Here is a 24,173-nt window from a genome sequence, read left to right on the forward strand (position 1 = left end):
TCAGGCCCTGGGCGGGCCCGGGCGCCCGCCTCCGGGCCCATTAGGCTGAGCCGTATGACGGAGACCGTGTCGCAGGCCCTGCAGGATCGGGCGCTCATCGAAGAGGCCACGAAGAAGTCCGGCCTCATCTGGGTGCGGGGGACGGCGGGCCCGTCCCGTGCGCTGTGGCACGTGTGGCACGACGGTGCCGCCTGCCTCGTCGGCGGCGGGGCCGGTGAGCAGCCGCTGGCCGACCTCGGGCTCGCCGACGGCGCCACGGCCACGGTCACCGTCCGCAGCAAGGACAAGGGCGGCCGGCTGGTCGCCTGGCAGGCCCGCGTCGTCGAGCCGGCGCCGCGCAGCGAGGACTGGCTGGCCGCGGTCGAGGAGCTGAAGGGCAAGCGGCTCAACGCGCCGGACGCGGAGCGGATCACCGAGCGCTGGGCGGAGGAGTGCCGGGTGCTGCGGCTGGAGCCGACCGGTCAGGAGGCGCAGCAGCGGCCCGGCACGATGCCGGACGTCTCGCACGCCGCGCCGCCGCTGGCCTCCGCCGCGATCACCCGGCGGCCCGTCCCGGCCGCGCTGCCCAAGCTGCTGCGCCGGGGCCGCAAGGGCTGAGGGGCGAAGCCCCGCGGGGCTCAGCCCTTGCCGGAGATCTGCGTGCCGTAGTCCACGACCTGGTCCTTGGGCGGCGCCTTGAGGTCCACGCTCCTGCCCCAGTCGGCGAGCCGGACCACGCCCGCATCGCCGGCGCGCCGCAGCCGCAGCGGGTAGGGCGTGCCCTCCAGCGACACGTCCAGGGTGCCGCCGGAGCCCGCGGCGGCGGACAGCCGGATGGTGCGGACGCCGTCGACGTCGCCGCGGTCGCCGGCCGTCAGCTTGCCGTGCAGCCCGAGCAGTCCGGCCAGCAGGGTGTCCTTGTCGGTGAAGCCGCTGAAGCGCTTGTGGACCGGGTCGGCGGCGGGCACCTTGACGTACTTGCCGCCGAGCTTGCGCGCCGCGGCCTGGTCGGGCGCACCGGACGAGCCGCTCTTCTCACCGGCCCAGAACGCCGCGTCCGCCTTCAGGTAGAGCGCCTTGCCGACCCGCAGCAGCTGGAAGGCGGCCGCATTCGTGGTCAGCTCGCCCTTGGCGCCGTTCTTCGCCAGGCTCATGTTGAGCTTGTACGTACGGCCGTGGCTGACGACGCTGCCGGACAGGCGCACCGTGTCGGCCTGCCGGGCCGCGGCCAGCGCCTTGGACTCGATCTTGGCGGGCGGCAGCTTCCCGACGCCGTTGGTACCGGCGTCCGGGTCCTCCCCCGCGCAGCCCGCCAGCGTCGCGGCCAGTGCCACGCAGGCCGCCCCCGCGAGCGCGGTCCGGCCCGTGCGGCGGGCCCCTCCGGCCAGGGGTCGGGGGCCGGCCCCCCGGGGGATTGCGCTCACGTCGGCTCTGCCTCCTGATGCGGGTGACCTCGACAGCCAGTACGGCAGCGTACCTGGGCCACAGGGCCTCGTAGGCGGGGTGCGTGGCGGTCACCCTACGGCCTCCTTCACCAGGGCGGCGCGGGTCCGGGCGGGTTAGCCTGAACCCGAATTCTTGCCTTATTTCTGGCATCACGGGAGAAAGGGAGGCGCTCTGCATGGCAGTGGTGACCCCCCGGGTCTTCGTCTCCCACCTCTCCGGCATCGCCGTCTTCGACCCCAACGGCGACCAGGTCGGCCGGCTGCGGGACCTCGTCGCACTGCTGCGGGTCGGCAAGCGCCCGCCGCGGCTGCTCGGGCTGGTCGTCGAGGTGATCAGCCGGCGCCGGATCTTCCTGCCGATGACCCGGGTGACCGGCGTGGAGTCGGGCCAGATCATCACCACCGGCGTGGTGAACATGCGCCGCTTCGAGCAGCGGACGACCGAGACGCTGGTCTTCGGCGAGCTGCTGGACCGCCGGGTGCGGCTGGTGGAGACCGGCGAGGAGGTCACCGTCCTGGACATCGGCATCAGCCAGCTGCCGGCCCGCCGCGACTGGGAGATCGACAAGGTCTTCGTGCGCAAGGGCAAGAGCGGGGCGCTGCGCCGCAAGGGCGAGACGCTGACGGTGGAGTGGTCGGCGGTGACCGGCTTCTCCTTGGAGGAGCACGGGCAGGGCGCCGAGAGCCTGCTGGCCACGTTCGAGCAGCTGCGCCCGGCCGACCTCGCCGGTGTGCTGCACCACCTCTCCCCCAAGCGCCGCGCGGAGGTCGCCGCGGCCCTCGACGACGACCGGCTCGCCGATGTGATGGAGGAGCTGCCGGAGGACGACCAGATCGAGATCATCGGCAAGCTGAAGGAGGAGCGGGCCGCCGACGTCCTGGAGGCGATGGACCCCGACGACGCCGCCGACCTGCTCGGCGAGCTGCCGGAGGAGGAGGTGGAGCGGCTGCTGGAGCTGATGCGGCCGGAGGAGGCCGCCGATGTGCGGCGGCTGATGTCCTACGAGGAGCGCACCGCGGGCGGCCTGATGACCACCGACCCGATCGTGCTGCGCCCGGACGCCACCGTCGCCTATGCGCTGGCCCGGGTGCGCGACCCGGACCTCTCCCCCGCGCTGGCCGCCCAGGTCTACGTCTGCCGGCCGCCGGACGAGACGCCCACCGGGAAGTACCTGGGCCTGGTGCACTTCCAACGGCTGCTGCGGGACCCGCCGTTCACCCTCGTCAGCTCCATCGCCGACACCGACCTGCCCCCGCTGCCGCCGGACACCCCGCTGCCGGAGGTGACCCGCTATCTGGCCGCGTACAACATGGTGGCCGCGCCGGTCGTGGACGAGAGCAGCGCGCTGCTGGGCGCGGTCACCGTCGACGACGTACTGGACCATCTGCTGCCGGAGGACTGGCGGGAGGCCGAGCTGCACGGCGAGGGGGCGGCCGGGCTGACCGGCGCCGGGCGCCTGGGGAAGGCCGCGGATGGGCGCTGAGGAACGGGAGGGCAGGGAGCGCTCGCGGGCGAACGGCGCCTCGGCGGTGCGGCGGGGCGCCGCCGAGCGGGCCCGGGTGCGCCTGGACCTGCCGCGCGCACCGCGCCGTACGTTCCTGCCCGAGTACGACCCGGAGGCGTTCGGGCGGCTGTCGGAGAAGATCGCCCGGTTCCTGGGGACCGGGCGCTTCATCGTCTGGATGACCGTCGCCATCATCCTGTGGATCGCCTGGAACATCGCCGCGCCCGGCGCCCTGAAGTTCGACGGGTACCCGTTCATCTTCCTGACCCTGGCGCTGTCGCTGCAGGCGTCGTACGCGGCGCCGCTGATCCTGCTGGCGCAGAACCGCCAGGCCGACCGCGACCGGGTCACCCAGGAGCAGGACCGCAAGCAGAACGAGCGCTCCATCGCCGACACCGAGTACCTGACCCGGGAGATCGCGGCGCTGCGGCTGGGCCTGGGCGAGGTCGCCACCCGCGACTGGATCCGCGACGAGCTGCAGGACCTGCTGCGGGACCTGGAGCTGCGGCAGATGGTCGAGGCGGAGAGTGACGAACACGACCGCTGACAGCCTTTCCGGAGGCCGCCTCACGCGCCGTACCATCAGGACATGGCTACCGAGACGTCACCAGGCGCCGCCCCGAGCGAGGACGCGATCCGCGCCGCGCTCGCGACGGTCAACGACCCCGAGATCCACCGCCCCATCACCGAGCTGGGGATGGTCAAATCGGTGGACATCGCGGCGGACGGCACGGTGGCGGTCGTGGTCTACCTCACCGTCTCCGGCTGCCCGATGCGCGAGACGATCACCAACAACGTGCGCGACGCGGTCGCCGGGGTCGAGGGCGTGACCGGCGTCCGGGTCGATCTGGAAGTGATGAGCGACGAGCAGCGCAAGGAGCTGGCGACGTCGCTGCGCGGCGGGACCGCCGAGCGCGAGGTGCCGTTCGCCCAGCCCGGTTCGCTGACCCGGGTCTACGCCGTCGCCTCCGGCAAGGGCGGTGTCGGCAAGTCGTCGGTCACCGTGAACCTCGCCGCGGCGATGGCGGCCGACGGCCTGAAGGTCGGTGTGGTCGACGCGGACATCTACGGCCACTCCGTGCCGCGGATGCTGGGCGCCGACGGCAAGCCCACCCAGGTCGAGAACATGATCATGCCGCCGTCGGCCAACGGCGTGAAGGTCATCTCGATCGGCATGTTCACGCCGGGCAACACACCGGTCGTCTGGCGCGGCCCGATGCTGCACCGCGCGCTCCAGCAGTTCCTCGCCGATGTGTACTGGGGCGACCTGGACGTGCTGCTGCTGGACCTGCCCCCGGGCACCGGCGACATCGCGATCTCGGTGGCGCAGCTGGTGCCGAACGCCGAGATCCTGGTGGTCACCACCCCGCAGCAGGCCGCCGCCGAGGTCGCCGAGCGGGCCGGTTCGATCGCCGTGCAGACCCACCAGAAGATCGTCGGCGTGGTCGAGAACATGTCCGGGCTGCCCTGCCCGCACTGCGACGAGCTGGTCGACGTCTTCGGCACCGGCGGCGGCGAGCGGGTCGCCGAGGGCCTGACGAAGACCACCGGCACGCAGGTGCCGGTGCTCGGCGCCATCCCGATCGACGTGCGCCTGCGCGAGGGCGGCGACGAGGGCAAGCCGGTCGTGCTGACCGACCCGGACTCCCCCGCCGGCTCCGCCATCCGCGCGATCGCGGGCAAGCTGGGCGGCCGGCAGCGCGGTCTGTCCGGCATGTCGCTGGGGATCACCCCGCGCAACAAGTTCTGAGGGTGTGCGCCCGCGGCGACAGGGAAGCCCATAGGGCTCGTTGAGGCCGGTCGAGGCGAAAAGGGGGCGGGCCCCGTAAGGCCCGCCCCCTTTTGCCTGCGCCGGCGCGCTCAGCCCCGCCGTGCGCCCGGGATCCCGATCACCGAGGAGCCCGGGTGCCCACGCGGCCCCCGGCCCCTGGAAGGCGGCCGTCGGCGCTGCTCATCCCTCGTACGACGCGATGTCCTTGACGACCGAGAAGCCCAGGCCGTAGGCGCTCATCCCGCGTCCGTAGGCGCCGATGTGCACCCCGTCGGGGTCCTCGCTCGCCGAGCCCGCCAGCACCCAGCCGTACTCCGACTCGCGGTAGGCGAACGAGGTCGGCACCCCGTCCACCGGCAGCATCAGCTCGCTCCAGGCGCCGCCGCCGAGGTCGTCGGCCAGCTCCCAGGCGAGCGTCGTCTGCTGGTCCAGCCAGTCCTGGCGCAGCGTGCGGTCCATCTGGGTCGGCCAGGTGTGGGCCAGCAGGCCCGAGCCGGCGAGCCAGGCGGCCGTGGAGACCGAGGTGGCCTCCAGTACACCGGTGCCGTCCGCGCTGCGCCGTACGGGGCGGCTGGCGACCGTCACGACGACCGCGAAGCGCTCGTCCTGCGGCGACTCCGCCTTGATGGTGGGCCCCTCCCCATGGCCGGTGGCACCGTGCTCGACGGTGCCGTCCGCGGCCGCCCCGACCTGCATCAGCCAGCGCGGACCGGTGAACGCCTCGTCGAGGCCGTACCACGGGAACGCGGCCAGCAGATATCCGTCCACCTTCCGGCCGACCCCGGCCGACGCCTGTTGTTCCGCTGTCCGACTCGTCGTCTCCATCTGCGCGGAAGCCTCCTTGTTGCCCTGCGTCGTGGGCGGCCCGCCCCCCTCAGGCGACCAAACCCCGGACACCCGGAGCATAGCTATAGGGGTCAACACAGCCCGGGCATACCGGAGTGTGTCAGGTGGCGTCGGCGTCGAACGGCGGACGCTCGCCCGGCTCCGCGATTCCGGTCTTCTTGACCAGGTCAGGACGGCCGGAGGCGGCCGGGGACTCCTTGGACAGGCTAAGCCCTGAGCCGTTCGAGGGCATGGCGGAGGAGGCGCTCTCGCGGCCGTGCACGGCGTCGGTGACCTCGGCCATCTCCTGCTTCAGATCGAAGCCGTTACGGATCTCCTGGAGGTCCTTGAGGCCGTACTCGTCCTTCTCCAGGACGTGCTTGCGCACGAAGTTCTTGGGCTTGAGGTCCTCGAACTCGAAGTCCTTGAACTCCGGCCCCAGCTCATTGCGGATGTCTTCCTTGGCGCTGTCGGAGAACTCGCGGATCTTCCGGATGACGCCCATGACGTCCTGGATGACCTTGGGGAGCTTGTCCGGCCCGAAGACGAGTACGGCAAGGACGACGATCGCTACCAGTTCGAGGGGTCCTATGTCGAAGAACACCTAGCAGCTCCTTGGGTCATCCGCGGCCTTCGTTGGCCTAGGGGCCAGGCCGACTATCACGGTACCTGGCCCCGTAGGTCGGGCGGGAGTCGCCCGTGCCAACACGATGCAAACGATCATCCGGCGGTGGAGGAACCCAGCCTGAGCCGTATGGACTGCTCCTTGCCCTCCCTTTGGAGGGTCAGCATCAGCGTGTCGCCGGGCCGGTGGCTGCGGATCTTCACGATCAGCTCCTCGCCGCTGTGCACCGGTGCACCGTCCACCTTGGTGATCACATCGCCCGGCTTGATCCCGGCCTTGGCGCCGGGCCCGCCCGCGATCACCGCCGGCTTGCCGTCCTTGGTGTGGTCGCCCACGCGGGCGCCGTCGCCGGCGTACTCCATCTCCAGCGTGACGCCGATCACCGGGTGCGTCGCCCGGCCGGTGTTGATCAGCTCCTCGGCCACCCGCCTGGCCTGATTGATCGGAATGGCGAAGCCCAGCCCTATGCTGCCGCCCTGGCCGGCGCCGTCCAGGCCGCTGCCGCTGTCGGCCGCGCGGATGGCGCTGTTGATGCCGATCACCCGCGCCTTGGCGTCCACCAGCGGGCCGCCGGAGTTGCCCGGGTTGATGGGCGCATCGGTCTGCAGCGCGTCCACGTAGCTGACGTCGCTGCCGTCGCCCTTCTCGCCGCCCGCGGTGATCGGGCGCTGCTTGGCGCTGATGATCCCGGAGGTGACGGTGTTGGCGAGGTCGTAGGGCGCGCCGATCGCGACGACGGGGTCGCCGACCCGTACCGAGTCGGAGTTGCCGAGCGTGAGCGGCCGCAGGCCCGTGACGCCCTCGACCTGCACCACGGCGAGGTCGTAGCCGCCGTCCCGGCCGATGACCTTGGCCTTGGCCGTCTGGCCGCCGCTGAACGTCACCGATATCTCGCCGCCGGAGCCGGCCGGTTCGACGACGTGGTTGTTGGTGAGGATGTGGCCCTGCCGGTCGAGGACGAAGCCGGTGCCGGTGCCCTGTTCGGCGTTGCCCCGTACGTGGAGGGTGACCACCCCGGGCAGCGCGGTCTGCGCGATCCCGGCGACGCTGTCGGGCTCGCGTCCGCCCGCGTCGCCGGCCGCCTGCGGCAGCTTGATGTCGTTGATCCCGCCGTACCGCTCGACATAGGCGCCGATGCCGCCCCCGACGCCGCCGGCGAGCAGCGCCAGCGCGACCGCGCCGACGACCAGCGCGCCGCGGCGGCTGCGCCCGGAGCCCTGCGGGGGCACGGCGAGAGGCCCGCCCTGCAGGGGCGCGCTCCAGGGGTCGTACTGGTGCCAGGCGCCGTGCGGGGCGGGCGCGTGGTCGTGGGCCGGGGCGGGGCCGTGCGACCCGGCGGGCGGCGCTGGGTGCGGCTGCGCCTGGGGCGCGTCGGCCGGGCTCCCCGGCTGCTGGGGGTCGGGCTTGTGGAGCACCGGCCGCGCGGGCCCGCCGGATTCGGTGGCGGCCCTGGCGTGCCCGGCCTCGTCCGTACGCTCCGGGAGTCGTTGATCACCGCCCGGTGCGGCCGGTGCGCGGTCCTCGGCGGCCGGCGACGGAGCGGCCGGTGCGGCGGGGGCGCTGCCGTGCGCCGCCTGCGGTGCGGCCGGCGGCGACTGCGGGGGGCCGGGGTAGCCCGCCGCCTGGGCCGGCGCTCCGTACGGGGGCAGCGGCCCGGCCGACGGCGGCAGGGAGGTGCCCTGCGCGGGGGTCGCGCCAGGGTGTCCGGGGGCCCAGCCCATCGCGGTGGGACGGGGCTCCGGCCGCTGCACGGGCGGCGCCGGGGCCCACGGTCCGGGGCCGCCGTACGGAGGGGTGCCGTACGGGTCCTCGGGGTGCAGCGGCCGCGGCGGCGCGGCGGGCGCGTCGACGGACACGGCTGCGGTCGCGGCTGCGGTCGCGGTGGGCGGCGCGGGCGGCTCGGCGGCGGTGCGCTCCGCCGACCCGGCCGCCGCCGCGACCGCCAACTCCTCGCCGGCGCCGGACACTTCACCCCTCCCGGACACTTCACCGGAGCCGGGCACCTCGCCCGTCCCGGCCGCTTCCCGCGCCGCGGCGGCGGTCGCCTCCGGAGCGGCGGCCGGCGCCGCGCTCCGCTGCGGCGGACGCACGATCCAGTCCCCCGACTCCTCCGCGTCGGGCACACCGGATATGCCGGACGTGTCGGCCGCCGGCGGCCTTGCCGGGCCGTCGGCGGGCGGCACCGCCTGCGGACCGGCCTCGGCGGACGGCTGCGTGCCCGGGGTGCGTCCCGGGCGGCTCCACCACTTCAGCTTCGACCCGGCGGCCTTACCGTCGTCCATGCTCTCCCCAGAATTCGCCCGCGCTCATGCGGGCCACCACCACCTCGCGGACCGCGCCCGCTGAAAGGGTGCGCCGCCTGGCAGCGATTCAACCAGTTCCGCCCGGGGATGCGCAGGGGACGGTCAGCGCGGGGCGGTGGACGTGCCCTGGGAGGCGGCGCCGGCCGCGGCCGCGGAGCCGATCAGCGGGCGCTTGGGCTCCAGGGGCGGGAGCGCGGGCGGATGCTGGCGCACCGGGGTGTTGCCGGTCGCGACGGCGAGCGGCGAGGGGTGGTACGCGGACGCCGGACCGGTCGCGGCTATCAGCGGCGAGAGGCCGAAGCGGCCGGCCGGGGCGGCGGGGCCGGCGGGCGGCGCCGCCGCGGAGGGGGCGCCGGGGCCCTGCAGGGCCATCGCGCTGGGGGCCGGGACCGGCGTCGGGCCGCCCGACGCGGGCCAGGTGCCCGGCTGGGAGTTACCGGCCGAAAGGAACTGCCCCGTACGCAGCAGGGAGCCGCTGTCGGCGGCGGGGCTGGCGCTGAGCGGAGTGGCGGCCGTGCCACCGCCGTCCGTGCGCGGGCCGGTCACATCGACGGCCGCCTCCAGCGGGAGGGCGCCGCCGAGCGCGAAGGCCGCGAGCGAGACCGCACCGGCCGCCGCGAAGGCGAACCGGCGCCGCTGTGCGGGCCGCACGACATCCTGGGCACGAAAGCCGCGCCCGCGGGACTGAGCGGGCATCGCCGCCATCGCATGGCCGGAGTGGTCGCCGGAGGGGACATAGCGGAACGAGCCGCCGCCCCGGGCGAACTCACCGGAGCCGAGGCCGCCGCTGCCGAGCCGGCTGCCGGGACCGCCGGCGTCGCCGCCGGGCAGCTGCTGCAGGCGCGCCAGCAGCCCCGCGGACGGGCCGGGGGGCGCCGCCTCGGCGAACACGCTCTTGAGCCGACGCTGGGCGTCGGCCTCCGCCTTGCACTTCGCGCAGGTCGCAAGATGCGCGAGCACCCGCTCGCGCGCGTCATGCCCCAACTCGCCGTCGACCAGGGCCGCGAGGCGGTCGCCGAGATGCTGCTCGGCGGGGGACGGACCGCCACTGAGGCTCACGCGATCCCTACCTCCCCCGTGGGCACCACGGCCAGCGAACGGCGCCGCTCGCGCTCCTCGCCGCGCGTGGCCGGAGCGCGGTGCTTGAGCGCCTTGCGCAGATGGGAGCGGCCGCGGTGGATCCGGCTGCGGACCGTGCCGAGCTTGACGCCGAGCGTCGCGGCGATCTCCTCGTACGACAGGCCCTCGATGTCGCACAGGACGACGGCGGCGCGGAACTCCGGCGCGAGGGTGTCCAGCGCATGCTGCACATCGGCGTCGAAGTGGGTGTCGTCGAAGTGCTGCTGCGGCGCGGGCTCCCGGCTGGGCAGCTTCTCGGCCGCATCGTCACCGAGCGCGTCGAAGCGAATACGCTGCCGGCGGCGGACCATGTCCAGGAAGAGGTTGGTGGTGATGCGGTGCAGCCAGCCCTCGAACGTGCCGGGGGTGTACGTCGACAGCGAGCGGAAGACGCGGACGAACACCTCCTGGGTGAGGTCCTCGGCGTCGTGCTGATTGCCGGTGAGGCGGTAGGCGAGGCGGTAGACCCGTGCGCTGTGCGTGCTGACGATCTCCTCCCAGGTGGGCGGAGTCCACGCCTGCACATCCGCGTCCGCGGCGAAGGTCGCGCTGGGTGCGGAGTCGGCCTTGGCGGTCCCCCCGCTCGAACGAAGTCGAGAGTGGGGGAGGAATCGGTCAGCGGTGTTTGTCACGGATTTCGGCTCGACGAACGACCTCTTCAAGCGCCTCAGCACTCCTCGGTCACCCGCCGCAGCCGCACCTCCCCTGGTGGCTCTGGTGGTGTCCAGTAGAGCCCCTACCATATCCACCTCGCCCGTTAGCTCCGGATAAGCAGATTTGACCTGCATTTGGTCCTGCTTCTCGCCTTGATTCGATTCTCGCGCGGTCTTCACCACTGCGTCCCCCCGTCTGCTCCCTCCCCCTCCATAACGCCCGGTCCCATCTGCGGGTTCCCGCGCACAGCGGATACAGTCACGGTTGCGTCAACTACGGGGACAGGAGAGGGCCATTACCGGCAACCGGCAGACGAGCTTGGCATTCGCCGAGGCGTACGGCGCCGGGACCATCGACGACAGCGCCGAGGCCGCCCTGCGCTGGTCCCGCGACCGCGCCCGGGAAGCCGGCATCCGTACGGTGACGACCGGTACCGGCGCGGCCCTGCGCATGCTCGCCGCCACCGCCGACGCCAAGGCCGTCGCCGAGATCGGCACCGGCACGGGCGTGTCGGGCATCTACCTCCTGCACGGCATGCGGCCCGACGGCGTGCTGACCACCGTGGATCCCGAGCCCGAGCGGCAGACCTTCGCCAAGCAGGCGTTCCGTTCGGCCGGCTTCGCCGGGAACCGCGCCCGTTTCATCCCCGGCCGGGCGCTGGACGTCCTCCCCCGGCTCGCGGACGGCGGATACGACCTCGTCTTCTGCGACGGCGACCTGATGGAGTGCCTGGAGTACCTCGCTGAATCGTTGCGTCTGCTGCGCCCGGGCGGCCTGGTGTGCTTCGAGGGCGTCTTCGCGGACGGCCGTACGGTCGATTCGGCGGTGCAGCCATCGGAGGTGCTCCGGCTGCGGGAGCTGCTGCGGGCCATCCGGGAGAGCACCTCGCTGGTGCCGTCCCTGCTGCCGGTCGGCGACGGGCTGCTCTGCGCGGTCAAGCGCGGCTGAGCCGCCCCCTCGTGCCGCCCGGGCGGCACGTTCCGCGGACCAAACGGCCCCGGCACGCGGCGCGCCTTTCGTGCGCGCCGCGTGCCGGGGCCGGGGTATGTCGGCTGGTGGTACCGGGTCAGGCCCGGGAATCCGCCGGTTTCTCCGCCCTTGTCAGACGGTGACCTTCTCCAGGGCCTCACCCAGGGCCTTGGCTTCGTCGGGGGTCAGCTCGACGACGAGCCGCCCGCCGCCTTCGAGCGGAACGCGCATGACGATGCCCCGCCCCTCCTTGGTCACCTCGAGCGGGCCGTCGCCCGTCCGCGGCTTCATGGCCGCCATGCTCGTTCCCCTTCCTGAAACCAGCTCAAAACCAGCTCATCTCAGCCGACGGCCCGAATAGGCACGTGTCACCGGCATCGAACACATTGCTTCCAGGCCATTATCCCGCATCGAACGACCCGATGACCAACATCGGGGAGCATCCCTTCGGCAACGCGCTCTCTCAAACCCACCCAATTCGGGGAGGGGGCTGCGATACTCCTCCACCCGCCACTGTCCGACGCGCCCGCTTTCTTTGATGTACGTCACATGCGCACCGCCGATGATCTCCGGCATCCTGAGCGCTGACTGCCGCTGCCGAGCAGTCCGAGCCGCGACGGAGGGGACTCCCACTATGGCCGACACCGTGCTCTACGACGTGACCGACGGACTCGCGACGATCACGCTCAACCGCCCCGACGCGATGAACGCGCTGAACATCGAGGCGAAGGTCCTGCTGCGGGACACCCTGCGGGAGGCCGCCGCCGACCCCGCCGTACGCGCCGTGCTGCTCACCGCCACCGGGCGCGCCTTCTGCGTCGGCCAGGACCTCAAGGAGCACATCGGCCTGCTGGCGCAGGACCACGCCAACGGCACCGGCGGCACCATGAACACCGTGCGTGAGCACTACAACCCGATCGTGACGGCGCTGACCGAGATGCCCAAGCCCGTGGTCGCGGGCGTCAACGGGGTCGCCGCGGGCGCCGGCGCGGGCTTCGCGCTCGCCGCCGACTACCGCGTCGTCGCCGACTCCGCGTCCTTCAACACCTCCTTCGCCGGCGTCGCGCTGACCGCCGACTCCGGGATGTCCTGGACGCTGCCCCGGCTGATCGGCCACGGCCGGGCCGCCGATCTGCTGCTCTTCCCGCGCAGCATCAGCGCCCAGGAGGCACACGAACTGGGTATCGCCAACAAGGTCGTACCGGCCGACGAGCTGGCGCAGGAGGCCGCGGCCGTGGCCCGCCGGCTGGCCCAGGGGCCGACCGCCGCCTACGCCGCGATCAAGGAATCGCTGGCCTACGGCGCCGGGCACTCGCTCGCCGAGACCCTCGGCAAGGAGGACGAACTCCAGGTCCGGGCCGGGGCGTCGGAGGACCACCGGATCGCGGTCGAGGCGTTCGTGAAGAAGGAGAAGCCGGTCTACCTGGGCCGCTGAGCCCGCCGGGCGCTCCGGCCGGCTGACGCGGGTCGGCCGGCCGGCCCGGGGTCAGCCGGCCGCCGATTCCACGGCCCGGCGCACATGGCAGGCCGCCAGATGGTCGTTGACCAGGCCGCACGCCTGCATCATCGCGTAGGCGGTGGTCGGGCCGACGAAGCGGAAGCCGCGCTTCTTGAGCTCCTTGGCGAGCGCCTTCGACTCCGGGGTCACCGGCTCGACGTCCGCGAGGGTGCGCGGCACGGGCCGGCCGGCCCGGTCGGGGGCGTAGGACCAGATCAGCTCGTCCAGTTCGCCGGGGTCCAGCTCGGCGGCGACCTGGGCGTTGTTGATCGTCGCGGCGATCTTGGCGCGGTTGCGGATGATGCCGGGGTCGGCGAGCAGCCGCTCGGCGTCCGCCTCGGTGAACCGCGCCACCTCCGCGATCCGGAAGCCGGCGAACGCGGCGCGGAATCCGGGGCGGCGGCGCAGGATCGTGATCCAGGAGAGCCCGGACTGGAATGCCTCCAGGGTCATCCGCTCGAAGAGCGCGTCATCGCCGTGGACCGGCAGGCCCCACTCCGTGTCGTGGTAGGCGCGGTAGTCGGCCATCTTCTCCGACTCCATGCCCCAGGGGCAGCGCGCGATGCCGTCCGGTTCGGTCACCACACCGCTCATGCCTGCTCCTCGCCTTCCGTACGCCGGGGCGCCTCGGGGGCACCGGCGGTCTCCGGGCCGCCGGCCGCGGGCCGCGGCTTCGGCTCCGTCCCGCGCGGCTGCCCGCCGTCCTCGATGAGCCCCGGGCCGCCCATCGCCGCCGCATGGGCGCCGGCCAGGGCCGCCTCCAGCTCGGCGATCCGGGCGTCGCGCTCGGCCAGCTCGGCGCCCAGGCGGTCCAGGACGTCGTCGACGTCGTTCATCCGATAGCCGCGGACGGTCACCGCGATCCGTACGGCCTCCACATCGGCGCGGGCGACCGAGCGGTCCCCCGGCAGCGGGTCGAACAGCCGGTCCGGCTCGGAATCCCGCAGCCCACCGCCGTCACCACCGCCGACGACCACGAGCGTGACCGCGGCCACCACCACGACCATCGCGATCAGCAAGAACCAGAACACGACCAACTCCCCGGACTATGTGCCTGCCTCGATCGTGCCATGCGGGTCCGACAGTTAGGGTCGCTCCCGGACCACGGAGAGGAAGTCAGGGAATGCTGCGGCTGGGGAAACGCGAGTTCGAGGCGCATGAGCCGGTGATCATGGCCATCGTCAACAGGACCCCGGACTCGTTCTACGACCAGGGCGCCACCTTCCATGACGAGCCGGCGCTCGCCCGCGTGGAGCAGGCGGTGGCCGACGGCGCCGCGATCATCGACATCGGCGGCGTCAAGGCCGGCCCCGGCGAGGAGGTCGACGCCGAGGAGGAGGCCCGCCGCACGGTCGGCTTCGTCGCCGAGGTCCGCAGGCGCTTCCCCGACGTGGTGATCAGCGTGGACACCTGGCGGCACGAGGTCGGCGAGGCGGTCTGCGAGGCCGGCGCGGACCTGCTCAACGACGCCTGGGGCGGCGTCGATCCGCGGCTCGCCGAGGTCGCGGCGCGGTACGACGTCGGCCTGGTGTGCACCCACGCCGGCGGCGTCGAGCCGCGCACCCGCCCGCATCGGGTGACCTACGACGACGTGATGGCGGACATCCTGCGGGTGACGCTCGGACTGGCGGAGCGGGCCGCGGAGTTGGGCGTCCGGCGCGACGCGATCCTGATCGACCCGGGGCACGACTTCGGCAAGAACACCCGGCACAGCCTGGAGGCGACCCGCCGGCTGGGCGAGATGACCGACACCGGCTGGCCGGTGCTGGTCTCGCTGTCCAACAAGGACTTCGTCGGCGAGACGCTCGACAAGCCGGTCAAGGAGCGGGTGCTGGGCACGCTGGCGACCACCGCCGTGTCGGCCTGGCTGGGCGCCCAGGTCTACCGCGTCCACGAGGTCGCCGAGACCCGGCAGGTGCTGGAAATGGTGGCCTCCATCGCCGGCCACCGGCCACCGGCGGTCGCCCGCCGGGGACTGGCCTGAGCCGCCGGGTACCGGCCCCGGGCCGCCTGCGTGCGGTCCAGGGCCACCGGGGCCTTCAGATCCCGACCTCCTTGGTCACCAGCGCGATCGCCTCGTCCACGTCGTCGCTGAGGTGGAACAGCTCCAGATCGTGCATCGATGCCTTGCCCTCGGCGATGACGGTGTCGCGCAGCCAGTCGATCAGGCCGCTCCAGTAGGCCGTGCCGAACAGCACGATCGGGAAGCGGGTGACCTTGCGGGTCTGGACGAGGGTGAGCGCCTCGAAGAGCTCGTCGAGCGTGCCGAGGCCCCCGGGGAGCACCACGAACCCCCGGGCGTACTTCACAAAGCACGTCTTGCGGACGAAGAAGTACCGGAAGTCGACGCCGAGGTTCACATAGTCGTTCATGCCCTGCTCGAAGGGCAGCTCGATGCCCAGCCCGACCGAGGTCCCGCCCGCCTCGCTGGCGCCCTTGTTGGCGGCCTCCATGGCGCCGGGGCCGCCACCGGTGATCACCGCGAACCCGGCTTCGACCAGCGCCCGCCCGATCCGCACGCCGGCGTCGTACTCCTTGGAGTCGCGCGGCGTACGGGCCGAGCCGAAGACGCTGACGGCCGGGCCCAGCTCGGCCAGCGCACCGAAGCCCTCGACGAACTCGGACTGGATGCGCATCACGCGCCAGGGATCGGTGTGCACCCACTCGGAGGGGCCTTCGGAGTCCAGCAGCCGCTGGTCCGTGGTGCCCGCCTGCACCTGGTCGTGACGGCGCAGGACGGGACCCAGCCGCTGCTCCTCGGGGACCGGCGCTCCCTCGGGACTGGCCATGACGTACTCCCTCCGCAGACAGATCGTTTGCCGTTTCAGACTAGATCCGCCGGAGTGCACGGCAAGGGAATTCGGCTCGTACGAGATCGGTCGGCGGCCGGTCCCCGGGGTGCCGGGCGGGCGGTCAGGCCGTCAGCCAGGTGCGCAGCCGCTCCTCGCAGTGCGCGATGCGCTCGATCTCGACCCGCTCGTCCTTCTTGTGCGCGAGCAGGGGGGCACCGGGACCGTAGTTGACGGCCGGGACGCCCAGGGCGCTGAAACGGGACACATCGGTCCAGCCGAACTTGGGCATCGCCCGGCCGCCGACGGACTCCATGAACGCCTTGGCGGCTGGGTGGGAGAGCCCCGGGAGCGCGCCCGGCGAGTGGTCGTCGACGATGAACTCGTCCACCGGGCAGTCCGCGAAGACCTCGCGGACGTGCGCGAGCGCCTCGTCGGGGGTGCGGTCGGGCGCGTAGCGGAAGTTGACGGTGACCGTGCAGGCGTCGGGGATGACGTTGCCCGCCACACCGGCCTCGACGCGTACGGCGTTGAGGCCCTCGCGGTATTCGAGGCCGTCGATCACGGGGCGGCGCGGCTCGTAGGCGGCGAGCTTCGCCAGGATCGGGGCGGCCGCGTGGACCGCGTTGGCGCCCATCCAGCTGCGGGCGGAGTGCGCGCGCTCCCCGGTGGTGCGCAGCAGGACCCGCAAGGTGCCCTGGCAGCCGCCCTCCACCTGGCCGTCGGAGGGCTCCAGGAGGACGGCGAAGTCCCCGGCGAGCCAGTCGGGGTGCGCCTCGGCGACCTTGCCGAGGCCGTTGAGGTGCGCGGCGACCTCTTCGTTGTCGTAGAAGACGAAGGTCAGGTCGCGGTTGGGCTCCGGGACCGTGGCGGCCATCCGCAGCTGGACGGCGACGCCGGACTTCATATCGCAGGTGCCGCAGCCCCACAGGACGCCGTCCGCGTCGAGCCGGGAGGGGACGTTGTCCGCGATCGGGACGGTGTCGAGGTGTCCGGCGAGCACCACCCGCTCGGCACGGCCCAGCTGCGTACGGGCCACGACGTTGTTGCCGTACCGGTCGACGGTCAGATGCGGCAGTGCGCGCAGGGCGTTCTCGACGGCGTCGGCCAGGTCCGCCTCCTCGCCGCTGACGGAGGGGAAGTCGACGAGCTGCGCGGTGAGCTGCGCGGCGTCCAGCGACAGGTCGAGGGCGGGGTGGTGTGTGGAGCGCTCCATGGGGCCGACCCTATCCGCAGCACTCCAGTACGGTGGGCTCGTGTCCGCCCAGCCCTCAGCCCCCCACCGCCGCAAGCGCCTCTGGCGTACCGCCGCCGCCTTCGCCGTCCTGCTGGGACTCGCCTGCTATCTGGTGGTGCAGTACGTGACCGGCGGACCGGGCGCGCCGCGCTGCACGGTGCGCGCCCAGGGCGACGAGAAGGACTACGAGCTCTCCCCCGAGCAGGCCGCCAACGCCGCGACCATCTCGGCGGTGGCGTCCTCGCGCGGGCTGCCGGAGCGGGCGGTGACCATCGCGCTGGCGACCGCGATGCAGGAGTCGGGGCTGCGCAACATCGACTTCGGCGACCGGGACTCGGTCGGGCTCTTCCAGCAGCGGCCGTCCCAGGACTGGGGCACCGTGAAGCAGATCATGGACCCGGTGTACTCGGCCGGGGAGTTCTACCGGCATCTGGCGAAGGTCCCCGGCTACTCCCGGCTGCCGCTGACCGTCGCCGCGCAGAAGGTGCAGCGCAGCGGCTATCCGCAGGCGTACGCGAAGCACGAGGCGGACGCCGCCCGGCTGACCGGGGCGCTGACCGGCCGCGACGGGGGTGCGATGACCTGCACCGAGAGCCGCCCGGTGGACAGCAAGGCGGGCGGCGCCGCCAAGGTGCGCGAGAAGCTGGTGCGGGAGTTCGGGCCCGAGGTGCTGCCGCGGACGGAGAGCGCGGCCGGGCGCGGTGCGGGCGGCGAGCGCGGCCTGACGGTGCCGGTGCGGCCGGTCGGGCCGGTGGCGGCGGGCGACGCCTCGCGGCGCGGCTGGGAGCTGGCCGTGTGGGCGATGGCGCACTCCGCGGAGCTGCGCATCGAACAGATCTCTTATGCCGGCCGGACGTGGTCCGCGGCCGATGCGGACAAGGGCTGGCAGCACAAGCCGGCCGGCTCGGCAAAGAACGAGCGCGACGTTCGTATTATCACCGCGAAATAGCCCGCCGGGCGCCCTTGAGTGCGCCACCAATCGGACGGCGGTAATTCCCCATGTGGTAAGGGGAATTGAGGTCGCAAAGGTCGTGCGTCCCGCCAATTCCCTTGCGCCATAAGGGCGGTGGCGTTTCCACCCCTCGGGCCGCGCACGCATATCGACCCCCTTCCGGCGCGACCGAATATGTGTCGCGTTACCAATTCTTTACCTTAATTCACCGCAACCTTCGGGGTTCTGAAGCGGTAGTCAGTGCGTCCGCCCGGCGGACATGGCACATCTGTCAGAAGTACGAGTCCTTCTCCGTAAAAGGAGCACCATGTCCCTCCCCGTTACGCGTCGGATCGCCCGAGCCGCCCTGCTCGTCGCAGCAGGTGCCGCTCCTGTGGTCGGTGCGGCCGGTTCCGCCAGCGCCGCGGCACTGCCCGACAAGGCGCCCGGCCTGGGCAGGCTGACCGCGCCCCTGGACTCCCGCAACACCAACAAGGCCCTCGACCACGCCGCGCACGACGGCGCCGGCATGCTGAACACGACCGGCAAGAAGGCGGTGACCAAGCTCGCCCCGGCGCTGGTCGAGACCGCGGCCCCCGCCGTCAAGAAGGTCCTGCCGGTCACCCAGGGTGCCGCGCAGCAGGCCGAGGGCACGGCCCGTCCGTTCACCAAGGACGGCATCACGACCAACAAGCTGCCGGTCGACGCCGCCATGGGCCTCGCCGGCCAGGCCCTGCTCGGCGGGCTCCCGCTCGGCGGCTGACCGCCCCACCGAACGTAACGCGTGCGCGGGGGCCCGGGGAGTTCGCTCTCCCCGGGCCCCCGCGCCTGCGCGAGCCGCCCTACTCCGCCAGGCGGCGCACCGCGGCGTCGACCCGCTCGTCGGTGGCGGTGAAGGCGATCCGTACGAACCGCTCCCCCGCCGAGCCGTAGAACTCGCCGGGGGCGACGAGGATGCCGCGCTTGGCGAGCTCGCCGACGGTGTCCCAGCAGGGCTCGTCACGGGTCGCCCACAGGTAGAGCGACGCCTCGCTGTGCTCGATGCGGAAGCCCGCGGCCTCGAAGGCGCCGCGCAGCGCGGCGCGGCGGCGGGCGTAGCGTGCGCGCTGCTCGGCGACATGGGCGGTGTCCCCGAGTGCGGCGACGGTGGCGGCCTGGACGGGCGCCGCGATCATCATGCCGCCGTGCTTGCGGATCTGCAGCAGGTCGCCGAGGACCGCGGCGTCGCCGACGAGGAAGGCGGAGCGGTAGCCGGCGAGGTTGGAGCGCTTGGACAGGGAGTGGACGGCGACGATGCCGTCCGGCGAGCCGCCGCAGACGTCCGGGTGGAGCACCGAGACCGGGTCGGCCTCCCAGCCCAGCTCCAGGTAGCACTCGTCGCTGAAGAGCAGCACACCGTGCTCGCGCGCCCAGGCGACCGTGCGGCGCAGCTCGTCGGCGCCCAGCACCCGGCCGGTGGGGTTGGACGGCGAGTTCAGCCAGAGCAGCCGCAGGCCCTCGGGGTCCAGGTCCCAGGGGTCGTCGTAGACGACCGGCTCGGCGCCGGCCAGGCGGGCGCCGACCTCGTACGTCGGGTAGGCCAGGCGCGGGTAGCCGACCTTGTCGCCGGGGCCCAGGCCCAGCTGGGTCGGCAGCCAGGCCACCAGCTCCTTGGAGCCGACGATCGGCAGCACGTTGGTGTGCGCCAGGCCCCGGGCGCCCAGGCGGTCGGAGGCCCAGCCGGTGAGCGCGTCGCGCAGCTCGGCCGTCCCCCACACCGTCGGGTAGCCGGGGCTGTCGGCCGCCGCGGTCAGCGCCTGCTGGACCACGGCGGGGACCGGGTCGACCGGGGTGCCGACGGACAGGTCGACGATCCCGTCGGCGTGCGCGGCGGCGGTGGTCTTGTACGGCTCCAGCCGGTCCCACGGGAAGACGGGGAGCCGGTCGCGGAGCGACTCCCGGGAGGATTCGGGCTGGGGGGTGGAGGCTGCGCCCACGGTGCTCTCTTTCTCGGTGGTGCCGGGACGCCCGGCGCATACGCCTCGGTCCCGCACGGCGGAGGGCCGTACGGGACCGAGGCAGGTCGAAGCCGTACGGCGGGGCCGTACGGGTCCGGGGCGGCGCCGTGCGACCGCTGACGACGTCGAAGGGCCGGAAGGGAGCGGCAGGGCTCCCTCCTGGGCCCTCGGGTCGTTACTGGTTCTGCGGCGGCAGCCCCGCGATGAAGGGGTGGTCGCGCTCGATCAGGCCGAGCTTGCTGGCGCCACCGGGCGAGCCGAGCTCGTCGAAGAACTCCACATTCGCCTTGTAGTAGTCCTTCCACTCCTCCGGGGTGTCGTCCTCGTAGAAGATCGCCTCGACCGGGCAGACCGGCTCACAGGCACCACAGTCGACGCATTCGTCCGGGTGGATGTACAAGGACCGGGAGCCCTCGTAGATGCAGTCGACCGGGCACTCCTCGATGCACGCCTTGTCCTTGACGTCGACACAAGGCTGCGCGATGACGTAGGTCACGCTGTCGTTCCTCCTCGGTAGGGCCGGCGGGACCGATTGGCGGTACCGCCGCTGGGCGCGCGGGAGCGCGGCGTCGTCGATGCCCGCCACCTAGTATCTCCGTTCCCGGGCACGAGACGAACAAGAGGGGCGGTTTGAGCGATGGAATTCCTGGCCGGCGGTCGCGCGGAAGTCCGCATCACCCGTGCTGACGTGGGCAAAAGGGTATCCGTCCGGCGTCGGACGGGGGGTGGGCCCGGGGAGGCGGCGTTCACGGACGCGGTCGGCGTTCTCACATCGTGGGACCAGGGTGTGCTGAGCATCACACGGCGCAGCGGCGAGTGTGTGCGGATCGAGGAATCGTCGCTGGTCGCGGCGAAGGTGGTGCCCGCCGCACCGGCCCGCAGAAAGGTGCCGGCGGCCGGCACCCGGGAGCTCCAGCAGGTCGCGGCCCGCGGCTGGCCGGCTGTCGAGACCGAACGTCTCGGGGAGTGGACACTGCGGGCCTCCGGCGGCTTCACCCGCCGGGCCAACTCCGTACTGCCCCTCGGCGACCCCGGCGTCCCGCTGGACGAGGCGCTGGAGCGGGTCGAGCGGTGGTACGGCGACCGCGGGCTGCCGGCGGTGATCACGGTCGCCACCGGGCGGGCGGACACCGACGACGAGCTGGCCGCGGAGCTGGCCGGACGCGGCTGGCCCGACGAGGCGCACACCAGGGTCCTGATCTCGGCGCTGGCGCCGCTCGCGGACACCGAGGCCGACACCTCCCGCGTTGCGCTCTCGCGCGAGGCGGGCCCGGAGTGGCTGGCCCTGTACAACCGGACCGGCGACGGCGGCGATCCCACCGGCGCGGCGCGGGCGGTGCTGACCGGCGGCCCCTCGGTGTGGTTCGCCACGGTGCGCGGCGCCGACGGCCGGACGGCGGCGATCGGCCGCCTGGTCGTCGACGGGCGCTGGGCGGGGTTCGCGGCGCTGGAGGTGGACCCGGCCCTGCGGCGGCAGGGGCTGGCCACACTGGTGATGGCGGCGCTCGCCGAGCGGGCCCTGGACGAGGGGGCTTCCGCGGCGTATCTGCAGGTCGAGGCGGACAACGAGGGCGCCCTGGCGTTCTACGAACGGCTCGGCTTCAGCGACCACCACGGATACCACTACCGGCGTGCCCTGCCGGGCGGCCGCGACTGACGGAGTATCGCTCGTATGCCCCAGGAACCCGAGCCGGACCAGGCCGCCCGTGACGCGCGGCGGCGGCTGTTCGCCGAGGCCGCGCGCGCCGAGGCGCCCGACCTGGCGCTGCTGTGCCTGCTGATCGGCGCCGAGGCCGACCCCGGGCTGGACGAGCGGGGCATCGACGACGTCCAGATCGAACTGGACCGCCTGGCCGGGCTGCTGCCGTACGCCCCGACCGGCGGGCCGGGCGCCTGGGCCCGCAACCTCGCCGAGCTGCTCGGCGCCCGCTGCGGCTTCGGCGGCTCCCCGGCCGACTACCGGCGGCTGGAGTCCTCGCTGCTGCACGAGGTGGTGCGGCGCCGCCGGGGCCTGCCGATCCTGCTGTCGGTGGTGTGGATGGAGGTCGCCCGGCGGGCCGGCGCACCCGTGTACGGGGTGGCGCTGCCGGGGCACTTCGTCGTCGGCTTCGGCGACCCGTACGGGGCGCACGTACTGGCCGATCCGTTCGGGGGCGGGCGGCCGCTCACCGACGACGACGCGGCGCTGCTGGTCGCGGGGGCGACCGGTGGGCGGCTGACCGAGCAGATGATCGAGCCCGCCGGCCCGCTGGACGTCGTGCTGCGGGTGCTCAACAACATCCGGGCCTGGGCGCAGGCCCGGCCGGAGCACAGCGCGGTGCAGCTGTGGGCGCTGGATCTGTCGCTGCTGCTGCCGAGCCATCCCGCGCGGCTGCGCCATGAGCGGGCCCGGCTGCTCGTCCAGCGGGGCGAGTTCCTCGCCGGGGCGGCCGCGCTGGAGGAGTACGCGCGGGTGGTGGAGGCCGTCGAGCCGACCGGTGCGGACGCGATCCGCCGCGAGGCGGCCGCGGCCCGCGCCATGCTCAACTGAGCGGCGGCGCCACGCCCGGCGTCAGCTGGGGAAGCTCCGTACCGGAGGCCCCGGCCGCGAGCCCCGTAAGAGGCGTCCGGCGCCGGACGACCAATACGGTCGCGTCGTCCAGCAGCTGGCCGCCGGTGAAGGACTCCAGGTCGGCGCGGAGGGTGCGGGCCAGCTCGGGCGGTTCCAGGCCGGTCCAGCCGGCCAGGCGCTCGGCCAGCGGGTAGAACTCGCCGTCCTCGCCGCGTGCCTCGGTGACGCCGTCCGTGCACAGCACGATCCAGTCGTCCGGCTCCGGCAGGACCCGTACGGCGCGCCGCGGTTCGGCGCTGAGCGGGCCCAGGCCCAGCGGCAGCCCGCCCTCGCCGTCCCGGCGCTCGTACACCGTGCCGTCGCGCACCAGGTAGTACGGGATGTGGCCGCAGGACAGGACGTGGCCCCGGGGGCGGGTGGCGGTGGCAGGCATCTCCATCAGCAGCGCCGTGACGAACCGCTCGTCGGTGCCCTGCTCGACGGAGCGGGCGTTGTAGCGGGTCAGCGCGCTCTCCATGCGCTCGGCCACCGACTCCAGGGAGTCCTGGTACTGCGCGGCCTCGCGGAACGACGCCAGCACCTCCAGGCCCGCGCCGATCGCCGGCATGCCCTTGCCCTGCACGTCGCCGATCATCAGCCGCAGCCCGTGGGGCGTGTCGATGGCCTCGTAGATGTCGCCGCCGACCCGGGCGCCCTCCTGGGCGGAGACATAGAAGCCGTACGCCTCGACCGGCCCGGCGCGCAGCGGCAGCTCGCGCAGCATCGCCCGCTGCACCGTGTCGGCCACCAGGCTCGTGCGGGCGTGCAGCGCCTCGCGCTGGAGCCGGGTGCGGCACAGCACCAGGGAGAAGACCGCCACCAGGACCGCGCCGAAGATGCCGACGACCCGGCTGGCCGGGGCCCAGTCCGGCACCGTGAAGATGTCGACGTAGGTCAGGCACACCACGAAGACGGCGGCCACCAGGCGGGTGTGGCGGTAGGAGCAGCGCAGCGCGGCGTACAGCGGGGCGATGCCCATGAAGGACGAGATGTGCAGCTCCGGGCCGGTCGTCGCGTCCAGGACGGTGACGACGAGGATCGCGAGGATCAGCAGCGCGGTGGCGCGGCGATCGCTCGTTGTGCCTCGGTTGGCGGCCGTCACACCTCCAGCCTGCGCGAAGCCACCCGGCACCGCACAGGGACGAAGGTCCCGTGCCCGGCGGGGCGGCCCTGGACGGCCGCCGGGGACGGCTCCTAGAGCCAGCCCTTGTCGCGTGCCGTGCGGACCGCCTCGGCGCGGTTGCGGGCGCCGGTCTTCTGGATGGCGGTGGAGAGGTAGTTGCGGACCGTGCCCTGGGACAGATGCAGGGCGTGGGCGATCTCGGCGTTGGTGGAGCCGTCGGCGGCCGTGCGCAGCACCTGCCGTTCGCGCCCGGTCAGCGGGCTGGCACCGTCGGCGAGCGCGGCCGCCGCCAGGGCCGGGTCGATGACCCGCTCACCGCGCAGCACACGGCGTACCGCGTCCGCGAGCCGGGCCGCCGGGGCGTCCTTGACCAGGAAGGCGTCGGCGCCGGACTCCATGGCGCGCCGCAGATAGCCGGGACGGCCGAAGGTGGTGAGGATGACGATCTTCACGTCGGGCAGCTCGGCGCGCAGCGCGGCCGCCGCGTCCAGCCCGCTGATGCCGGGCATCTCGATGTCCAGCAACGCGACATCGACGTCCCTGGCCCGCGCCGCCGGGAGCACCTCGTCCCCGCGGGCCGCCTGTGCGACGACCTCCAGGTCCTCCTCCAGCGACAGCAGCGCGGCCAGCGCCTCCCGGACCATCGACTGGTCCTCGGCCAGCAGCACTCTGATCATGACGGCCAGCTTAGGGCCTGTCCGATGGGTCGGGGTCGGAAAGGCCGCGGCGTCTGGTGCGGTGCATCGCAAGGCGCCGGAGCGTCTCGATAGCGGAGCTATCGGGATGATTCGGCAACGCCGCGAGGTGCCGTGC

26 protein-coding genes are annotated in these 24,173 nt (G+C 73.3%); 11 read left to right on the forward strand and 15 right to left on the reverse strand.

All coding sequences use genetic code 11. The annotated features are described in order from the left end of the window. Window positions 1-54 precede the first annotated feature (54 nt). Window positions 55-597, forward strand: coding sequence for a hypothetical protein (locus ACZ4NB_RS10225; RefSeq protein WP_467659951.1), 543 nt, complete (start codon window positions 55-57; stop codon window positions 595-597). 20 nt (window positions 598-617) lie between these two features. Here the strand turns inward: ACZ4NB_RS10225 and ACZ4NB_RS10230 are convergent, their stop codons facing one another. Beyond that, window positions 618-1,403, reverse strand: coding sequence for a hypothetical protein (locus ACZ4NB_RS10230; RefSeq protein ID WP_467659953.1), 786 nt, complete (start codon window positions 1,401-1,403; stop codon window positions 618-620). 197 nt (window positions 1,404-1,600) lie between these two features. Between ACZ4NB_RS10230 and ACZ4NB_RS10235 the strand changes: the two genes are divergently transcribed. From ACZ4NB_RS10235 to ACZ4NB_RS10245, 3 genes are read left to right on the forward strand one after another with little or no spacing between them, the layout of a single operon-like run. Then, window positions 1,601-2,908: a magnesium transporter MgtE N-terminal domain-containing protein gene (locus tag ACZ4NB_RS10235; protein ID WP_467659955.1), complete on the forward strand. Its 1,308-nt coding sequence runs from the start codon at window positions 1,601-1,603 to the stop codon at window positions 2,906-2,908. Next, complete coding sequence (locus ACZ4NB_RS10240; protein ID WP_467659957.1) at window positions 2,898-3,476, forward strand: DUF1003 domain-containing protein; 579 nt, start codon at window positions 2,898-2,900, stop codon at window positions 3,474-3,476. Before ACZ4NB_RS10235 ends, ACZ4NB_RS10240 begins: the two co-directional genes overlap by 11 nt. 42 nt (window positions 3,477-3,518) lie before the next feature. Then, a complete protein-coding gene (locus tag ACZ4NB_RS10245; RefSeq protein WP_467659959.1) occupies window positions 3,519-4,679 on the forward strand; it encodes an Mrp/NBP35 family ATP-binding protein in 1,161 nt (386 codons plus the stop codon). Window positions 4,680-4,880: 201 nt separating this feature from the next. On the opposite strand, the gene ACZ4NB_RS10250 is transcribed toward ACZ4NB_RS10245, so the two are convergent. The 5 genes from ACZ4NB_RS10250 to sigE all read right to left on the reverse strand — a co-directional run bounded on the left by ACZ4NB_RS10250 (window position 4,881) and on the right by sigE (window position 10,204). After that, window positions 4,881-5,525: a hypothetical protein gene (locus ACZ4NB_RS10250; protein ID WP_393489152.1), complete on the reverse strand. Its 645-nt coding sequence runs from the start codon at window positions 5,523-5,525 to the stop codon at window positions 4,881-4,883. A gap of 121 nt (window positions 5,526-5,646) precedes the next feature. Then, window positions 5,647-6,129 carry a sec-independent translocase gene (locus ACZ4NB_RS10255; protein ID WP_467659961.1) on the reverse strand — a complete coding sequence of 161 codons (483 nt, stop codon included), beginning with the start codon at window positions 6,127-6,129 and terminating at the stop codon, window positions 5,647-5,649. Window positions 6,130-6,245: 116 nt separating this feature from the next. Then, a complete protein-coding gene (locus tag ACZ4NB_RS10260) occupies window positions 6,246-8,432 on the reverse strand; it encodes a S1C family serine protease (protein WP_467659963.1) in 2,187 nt (728 codons plus the stop codon). A 123-nt stretch (window positions 8,433-8,555) separates the two neighbouring features. Beyond that, the gene (locus ACZ4NB_RS10265) at window positions 8,556-9,512 is read right to left on the reverse strand and encodes an anti-sigma factor family protein (RefSeq protein ID WP_467659965.1); all 957 of its coding nucleotides are present in this window, start codon (window positions 9,510-9,512) and stop codon (window positions 8,556-8,558) included. Then, window positions 9,509-10,204 carry an RNA polymerase sigma factor SigE gene (gene sigE / locus ACZ4NB_RS10270; protein ID WP_467659966.1) on the reverse strand — a complete coding sequence of 232 codons (696 nt, stop codon included), beginning with the start codon at window positions 10,202-10,204 and terminating at the stop codon, window positions 9,509-9,511. The genes ACZ4NB_RS10265 and sigE overlap by 4 nt, the downstream gene beginning before the upstream one ends. Before the next feature lie 286 nt (window positions 10,205-10,490). On the opposite strand from sigE, the gene ACZ4NB_RS10275 reads away from it, so the two are divergent. After that, complete coding sequence (locus ACZ4NB_RS10275) at window positions 10,491-11,174, forward strand: O-methyltransferase (protein ID WP_467659968.1); 684 nt, start codon at window positions 10,491-10,493, stop codon at window positions 11,172-11,174. A gap of 153 nt (window positions 11,175-11,327) precedes the next feature. On the opposite strand, the gene ACZ4NB_RS10280 is transcribed toward ACZ4NB_RS10275, so the two are convergent. Further along, window positions 11,328-11,495, reverse strand: coding sequence for a DUF3117 domain-containing protein (locus tag ACZ4NB_RS10280; RefSeq protein ID WP_003985072.1), 168 nt, complete (start codon window positions 11,493-11,495; stop codon window positions 11,328-11,330). 334 nt (window positions 11,496-11,829) lie between these two features. Here ACZ4NB_RS10280 and chcB point away from each other — a divergent pair, with 334 nt between their 5' ends. After that, a complete protein-coding gene (chcB, locus tag ACZ4NB_RS10285) occupies window positions 11,830-12,630 on the forward strand; it encodes a 2-cyclohexenylcarbonyl CoA isomerase (RefSeq protein ID WP_467659970.1) in 801 nt (266 codons plus the stop codon). Window positions 12,631-12,681: 51 nt separating this feature from the next. Here chcB and ACZ4NB_RS10290 read toward each other — a convergent pair whose 3' ends face one another. Next, window positions 12,682-13,287, reverse strand: coding sequence for a DNA-3-methyladenine glycosylase I (locus tag ACZ4NB_RS10290; RefSeq protein ID WP_467659972.1), 606 nt, complete (start codon window positions 13,285-13,287; stop codon window positions 12,682-12,684). Beyond that, entirely contained in the window at window positions 13,284-13,724 is a 441-nt protein-coding gene (locus tag ACZ4NB_RS10295; RefSeq protein WP_467659973.1) for a DivIVA domain-containing protein, read from the reverse strand. The genes ACZ4NB_RS10290 and ACZ4NB_RS10295 overlap by 4 nt, the downstream gene beginning before the upstream one ends. A 92-nt stretch (window positions 13,725-13,816) precedes the next feature. On the opposite strand from ACZ4NB_RS10295, the gene folP reads away from it, so the two are divergent. After that, window positions 13,817-14,677, forward strand: a complete 861-nt coding sequence (gene folP / locus ACZ4NB_RS10300) for a dihydropteroate synthase (protein ID WP_467659975.1) — start codon at window positions 13,817-13,819, stop codon at window positions 14,675-14,677. 55 nt (window positions 14,678-14,732) lie between these two features. On the opposite strand, the gene ACZ4NB_RS10305 is transcribed toward folP, so the two are convergent. Together ACZ4NB_RS10305 and dapE are read right to left on the reverse strand one after the other, a co-directional pair. After that, window positions 14,733-15,482, reverse strand: a complete 750-nt coding sequence (locus ACZ4NB_RS10305) for an LOG family protein (protein ID WP_467659977.1) — start codon at window positions 15,480-15,482, stop codon at window positions 14,733-14,735. 124 nt (window positions 15,483-15,606) lie between these two features. After that, window positions 15,607-16,698: a succinyl-diaminopimelate desuccinylase gene (gene dapE, locus ACZ4NB_RS10310; RefSeq protein ID WP_467659979.1), complete on the reverse strand. Its 1,092-nt coding sequence runs from the start codon at window positions 16,696-16,698 to the stop codon at window positions 15,607-15,609. A 40-nt stretch (window positions 16,699-16,738) separates the two neighbouring features. Here dapE and ACZ4NB_RS10315 point away from each other — a divergent pair, with 40 nt between their 5' ends. Beyond that, on the forward strand, window positions 16,739-17,668 hold the full coding sequence (locus ACZ4NB_RS10315; protein ID WP_467659981.1) for a VldE C-terminal domain-containing protein: 930 nt from the start codon (window positions 16,739-16,741) through the stop codon (window positions 17,666-17,668). Between the two features lie 310 nt (window positions 17,669-17,978). Beyond that, on the forward strand, window positions 17,979-18,413 hold the full coding sequence (locus tag ACZ4NB_RS10320) for an ATP-binding protein (protein ID WP_467659983.1): 435 nt from the start codon (window positions 17,979-17,981) through the stop codon (window positions 18,411-18,413). A 79-nt stretch (window positions 18,414-18,492) separates the two neighbouring features. Here ACZ4NB_RS10320 and dapC read toward each other — a convergent pair whose 3' ends face one another. Together dapC and fdxA are read right to left on the reverse strand one after the other, a co-directional pair. Then, window positions 18,493-19,626 (reverse strand): succinyldiaminopimelate transaminase, encoded by a 1,134-nt coding sequence (dapC, locus tag ACZ4NB_RS10325; RefSeq protein WP_467659984.1) that lies wholly within the window; start codon window positions 19,624-19,626, stop codon window positions 18,493-18,495. A 196-nt stretch (window positions 19,627-19,822) separates the two neighbouring features. Beyond that, the gene (gene fdxA / locus ACZ4NB_RS10330) at window positions 19,823-20,143 is read right to left on the reverse strand and encodes a ferredoxin (RefSeq protein WP_187811607.1); all 321 of its coding nucleotides are present in this window, start codon (window positions 20,141-20,143) and stop codon (window positions 19,823-19,825) included. Between the two features lie 141 nt (window positions 20,144-20,284). Here fdxA and ACZ4NB_RS10335 point away from each other — a divergent pair, with 141 nt between their 5' ends. Further along, window positions 20,285-21,304 carry a GNAT family N-acetyltransferase gene (locus ACZ4NB_RS10335; protein WP_467659986.1) on the forward strand — a complete coding sequence of 340 codons (1,020 nt, stop codon included), beginning with the start codon at window positions 20,285-20,287 and terminating at the stop codon, window positions 21,302-21,304. A 15-nt stretch (window positions 21,305-21,319) separates the two neighbouring features. Continuing rightward, a complete protein-coding gene (locus ACZ4NB_RS10340; RefSeq protein ID WP_467659988.1) occupies window positions 21,320-22,177 on the forward strand; it encodes a transglutaminase family protein in 858 nt (285 codons plus the stop codon). Here ACZ4NB_RS10340 and ACZ4NB_RS10345 read toward each other — a convergent pair. Then, window positions 22,170-23,339, reverse strand: a complete 1,170-nt coding sequence (locus ACZ4NB_RS10345; RefSeq protein ID WP_467659990.1) for a PP2C family protein-serine/threonine phosphatase — start codon at window positions 23,337-23,339, stop codon at window positions 22,170-22,172. The two genes, ACZ4NB_RS10340 and ACZ4NB_RS10345, sit on opposite strands and share 8 nt — an antisense overlap. Window positions 23,340-23,431: 92 nt before the next feature. After that, on the reverse strand, window positions 23,432-24,037 hold the full coding sequence (locus ACZ4NB_RS10350) for a response regulator (RefSeq protein WP_467659992.1): 606 nt from the start codon (window positions 24,035-24,037) through the stop codon (window positions 23,432-23,434). Window positions 24,038-24,173 lie beyond the last annotated feature (136 nt).

The organism is Streptomyces sp. NPDC026575 (assembly GCF_055567415.1).

Coding starts and splice junctions, on each gene's coding strand:
- ACZ4NB_RS10225 (WP_467659951.1), top strand. CDS start 55: ATGACGGAGACCGTGTCGCAGGCCCTGCAGGATCGGGCGCTCATCGAA.
- ACZ4NB_RS10235 (WP_467659955.1), top strand. CDS start 1,601: ATGGCAGTGGTGACCCCCCGGGTCTTCGTCTCCCACCTCTCCGGCATC.
- ACZ4NB_RS10240 (WP_467659957.1), top strand. CDS start 2,898: ATGGGCGCTGAGGAACGGGAGGGCAGGGAGCGCTCGCGGGCGAACGGC.
- ACZ4NB_RS10245 (WP_467659959.1), top strand. CDS start 3,519: ATGGCTACCGAGACGTCACCAGGCGCCGCCCCGAGCGAGGACGCGATC.
- ACZ4NB_RS10250 (WP_393489152.1), bottom strand. CDS start 5,525: ATGGAGACGACGAGTCGGACAGCGGAACAACAGGCGTCGGCCGGGGTC.
- ACZ4NB_RS10260 (WP_467659963.1), bottom strand. CDS start 8,432: ATGGACGACGGTAAGGCCGCCGGGTCGAAGCTGAAGTGGTGGAGCCGC.
- ACZ4NB_RS10280 (WP_003985072.1), bottom strand. CDS start 11,495: ATGGCGGCCATGAAGCCGCGGACGGGCGACGGCCCGCTCGAGGTGACC.
- chcB (WP_467659970.1), top strand. CDS start 11,830: ATGGCCGACACCGTGCTCTACGACGTGACCGACGGACTCGCGACGATC.
- ACZ4NB_RS10290 (WP_467659972.1), bottom strand. CDS start 13,287: ATGAGCGGTGTGGTGACCGAACCGGACGGCATCGCGCGCTGCCCCTGG.
- folP (WP_467659975.1), top strand. CDS start 13,817: ATGCTGCGGCTGGGGAAACGCGAGTTCGAGGCGCATGAGCCGGTGATC.
- ACZ4NB_RS10305 (WP_467659977.1), bottom strand. CDS start 15,482: ATGGCCAGTCCCGAGGGAGCGCCGGTCCCCGAGGAGCAGCGGCTGGGT.
- dapE (WP_467659979.1), bottom strand. CDS start 16,698: ATGGAGCGCTCCACACACCACCCCGCCCTCGACCTGTCGCTGGACGCC.
- ACZ4NB_RS10320 (WP_467659983.1), top strand. CDS start 17,979: ATGTCCCTCCCCGTTACGCGTCGGATCGCCCGAGCCGCCCTGCTCGTC.
- ACZ4NB_RS10335 (WP_467659986.1), top strand. CDS start 20,285: ATGGAATTCCTGGCCGGCGGTCGCGCGGAAGTCCGCATCACCCGTGCT.
- ACZ4NB_RS10340 (WP_467659988.1), top strand. CDS start 21,320: ATGCCCCAGGAACCCGAGCCGGACCAGGCCGCCCGTGACGCGCGGCGG.
- ACZ4NB_RS10350 (WP_467659992.1), bottom strand. CDS start 24,037: ATGATCAGAGTGCTGCTGGCCGAGGACCAGTCGATGGTCCGGGAGGCG.